The sequence below is a fragment of the Actinomycetota bacterium genome (assembly GCA_030682655.1).
In the GTDB taxonomy this organism is placed as follows: Bacteria; Actinomycetota; Coriobacteriia; order Anaerosomatales; family JAUXNU01; genus JAUXNU01.
The window spans coordinates 1-2,318 of the sequence record JAUXNU010000072.1 but is presented as its reverse complement, the minus strand read 5'-3'; the positions used below and the strand labels follow the sequence as shown (position 1 = coordinate 2,318).

Genomic DNA, 2,318 nt, shown 5'->3' with positions numbered 1-2,318 from the left:
GCGTGGAACTGGATGCCCGAGACGGCAACAGGTCACTTGCTGTGGCGCTCGACGTCACGGCAGCGGGAAGGCGCACGTACCGGGTGAATGGGAGTGTGCGGCGAAAGCTGTCCGGCGTGACGGGAAACTTGCCAGCGGTCGTGTTCACACCCGACGACCTGCGGATAGTGAAGGATTCGGCTGAGCGCAGGCGAAGCACGATCGACGATCTAGGCGTCCAGCTGTCGCCCGCCTATGGTGTGGTCCGCACCGAGTATGAGCGGGTCGTCAGGCAGAGGAACGCCCTTCTGCGCCAAGGGGACGTTGGCGAGGAGGAGCTGGCGCCATGGACGGAAAGGCTCGTTGCAAGCGGGGTGAAACTGGGGATGCACAGAGCCAGGCTCTTCGGCAGAGTGTCGGAAGCCATGGCGAAGATATACCGGGCTCTCGCCGAGGAAGAGGTGCTCTCAGCCACCTACGTCGCTGCGTGGGCGGGAGAGCTGAATCCCGCAACAGCCAGCGCCGAGTCGCTTCACAAAGCGATGGGAGAACACCTCGCAGCGAACGAGAGTGCGGAGCGCGCGAAGGTGATGACCCTCACCGGGCCGCACAGGGACGACGTGGCCATCGAGATATCTCACAGGGACGCGCGGGCCTTCGCGTCGCAGGGGCAACAGCGAACAGCTGCACTCGCCTGGAAGCTCGCCGAGGTCCAGGTCACCGAGGGGGTCACGGGGGCGACCCCCGTTCTTCTGCTCGACGACGTCATGTCTGAACTCGACGAGAAGCGCAGGCACGCGCTCATGGGCTTTGTGTCGGAGCGGGTGCAGACGTTCATCAGCACGACGAACCTTGGCTACTTTGAGAAGAAGTTCACGGACGCCGCCACGGTGGTGCGGTTGTGAGTGGGAAGGACGGTACAAGCCTAGGGCGCGCACTCGGGTCGTTCCTACGCCGGGCCGTCAAGGGCGGTCGTCTTGCGGCGGCACGCGTGGCGTCGGCGTGGCCACAGGCCTGCGGACCGCAGATTGCCGAGCATACTGCCGGGATCTTCATTCGCGGACGCGAGTTGGTGGTCTACGTCGACTCTCCCATATGGGCCAACGAGCTAGCGGCGATGAGTGAGCACCTCCGGGTAGCGGTGAATTCAGTCCTCGGTGAGGAACTGGTAAGTTCCATCCGCTTCACTGTCTCACGGAAGGTGGTTGAGGAGGCCACCCTCGCTGCCGCAGCGACGGACAAGGAGGCCCTCTACAACAAGGACAAGGTCGACCCCGTGCCCGTGACCGAGGCGGAGCGAGCCCAGATCGAGCGGGAGGCGTCGGTCATCGGCGACGAAGGACTGCGTGAGGCGGCCATCAACGCCCAAGTGAGGGACTACGAGTGGAAAAAGGGGTCTTGTGACACATGTGTGGATCAAGCCGGACCTCTTCCGGGCAGCGGGGGGCACAGTCCGGACAGGGTGAGCCGGGCCAGTGCTATCAGCGCGAACGGGTCGCGGAAGCCGTAGGCGCGTCGCTGAATGAGCCGGATCTTGGCGTTGACGGATTCGGTGCGCCCGTTGGTCAGGCCGTGGCGGATCATGGCCTCGATGGCTGTGCGCTGGCGGGCTATCGTCTTGGCGACCTTCTCGAACGCCGCGAGGCCGCTCGCCGCCGCCCACCGTATCCAGCCGTCCAGGAGCGGGATGGCCTTCTCCTCCGGCTGCCGCAGCAGCAGGCGCAACTGCTCCTTGAGGAGGTAGGCGCGGTACAGGTCCGAGTTGTCGCCCTCCAGCCGGGCGAGCACGTCGCTTTGGCGTCAGGTCAGGTTCTCGGGGTTCTTGAGAAGTGCCCACCTGGTCCCCTTGACCTCGCCGGCGAGCTCCTTGTCGCCGTTCTTTCGCTGCTCGTTCCACAGCTCCCTGCGGACGGTGTCGACCGCGTCGTTGGCCCAGGAGACGATGTGGAACGCGTCCAGGCAGACCTCGGCCCTCCCGCAGTGCGAGCGGACGGTGTCGTGTATCCACTCGGCCCCGTCGCAGGTCACGTGCGTGATCCTGCCCCGCCGCTCCTCCCCGAGCTCGGCGAAGAACATCTCAAGCGTCGCCTTCGAGTTGCCCGGGTGCGCCCAGACGAGGCGCCCGGTGTCGTGGCACACCACCACGGTCAGGTATCGGTGGCCCCGCCTGTAGCTGGTCTCGTCGATGCCTATCCGCGTCAGGCCGTCGAGCGGGTCCACACCCGCCCCGCGCTCCTCCACGACCCTTCTCAGCACCCGTCCGACGGTCCTCCAGGCTATCCGCATCAGCTGCCCGACCGTGCTTTGGCTGGTGTTGGTCGCGAGCCATGCGACCTGGT

2 protein-coding genes and 1 pseudogene are annotated in these 2,318 nt (G+C 65.8%); 2 read left to right on the top strand and 1 reads right to left on the bottom strand.

All coding sequences use genetic code 11. The features are described from left to right. A partial coding sequence (gene recF, locus Q8K99_04370; GenBank protein MDP2181787.1) for a DNA replication and repair protein RecF occupies positions 1-884 on the top strand: 884 nt, incomplete at its 5' end. Then, on the top strand, positions 881-1,489 hold the full coding sequence (locus Q8K99_04365) for a DUF721 domain-containing protein (protein ID MDP2181786.1): 609 nt from the start codon (positions 881-883) through the stop codon (positions 1,487-1,489). The genes recF and Q8K99_04365, both read left to right, overlap by 4 nt. Here the strand turns inward: Q8K99_04365 and Q8K99_04360 are convergent. Next, positions 1,396-2,265 (bottom strand): annotated as a pseudogene (locus Q8K99_04360) (ISL3 family transposase). The gene Q8K99_04365 and the pseudogene Q8K99_04360 overlap by 94 nt on opposite strands. Positions 2,266-2,318: the final 53 nt, after the last annotated feature.